This is a genomic window from Acidiphilium sp. AL (genome assembly GCF_025499445.1).
Taxonomy (GTDB): Bacteria; Pseudomonadota; Alphaproteobacteria; order Acetobacterales; family Acetobacteraceae; genus Acidiphilium; species Acidiphilium iwatense.
In genome coordinates this window covers 1-1,008 of sequence record NZ_JAIMBZ010000129.1, presented here as the reverse complement: position 1 = coordinate 1,008, position 1,008 = coordinate 1, and the positions used below count along the sequence as shown (strand labels likewise).

The 1,008-nt window shown below is 63.3% G+C and carries 1 protein-coding gene; it reads left to right on the top strand.

Annotated features, from left to right (window positions below; all coding sequences use genetic code 11):
* Positions 1-109: 109 nt before the first annotated feature.
* The coding region (locus AiwAL_RS20305; protein WP_262313506.1) for a hypothetical protein at positions 110-1,008 on the top strand (899 nt) is incomplete at its 3' end.

Below are 1,008 nucleotides of genomic sequence, written 5' to 3'. Positions count from 1 at the left end.
CCGCCAATGGTGCTGAGTGAGGAGGAGGCGTCCAACCTGCGCGGCCCGGCGGCGATAGATGGCATCGGCCCGACCGCGTCGTGGCAGGACTATTGGAAGCGGGTGGATCATGACCGACGAGCAGGTGCGGAGTGGGGGAGTCGGCCCCATGCGGCCTGACCATAAGCCCGCAAGCTTTTTCGCCGACCGTCATGGGATGTGGACGTTGGCACGTGCCGAAGCGGCGGCGGAGGTCGAGGCTCGCATCGCGCGGGACAATATTGAAATTGTGCGCCTCTCCTTTGCTGATCAGCATGGTATGCTGCGCGGCAAGACACTCGTCGCCTCCGAGGTCGCGGGGGCGCTGCGCAACGGCTGTAGCTTTCCCGGCTCGTTGCTGCTCAAGGACACCGCGTGCCACACGGTTTTCTCTACCTTCAGCCCGGGCGGCGGGGTCGGCCTTCGCGAGTTGGAGGGATCAGGCGACGTGCTGATGGTGCCGGACCCCGGCACTTTCCGGATTCTGCCCTGGGCGGCACATAGCGGTTGGTTACTGTGCGATTTACGCTTCACTAATGGCTGCGCCGTACCGTTTTCGACGCGCGATCTGTTCCGTGACACGCTTCAGGTTTTACGCGACCGCGGGTACGAATTCGTCGCAGGCGCCGAGCTGGAATTCCACCTCTTTCGCATCGTCGACCCGCGACTAGATCCCGCGGACGCTGGGCAACCTGGCGTGCCACCCGAAGTGGCACTTACCACCCAAGGCTACCAGCATCTGGCCGAGCTACGCTACGACGAGCTGGACGACATTTTCGAGCACCTGAGGGTCGGCCTGACCAAGCTCGGCCTGCCGCTTCGTTCGTTGGAGATCGAGTACGGCCCGAGCCAATACGAGATGACATTGAGTCCTGCCGCAGGACTTGCTGCAGCTGACCTCGTGGTGCTCTTCCGTAGCGCTGTGAAGCAGATCGCGCGCCGGCATGGGTATCACGCGACTTTCATGTGCCGTCCGCGCATCCCGAATGT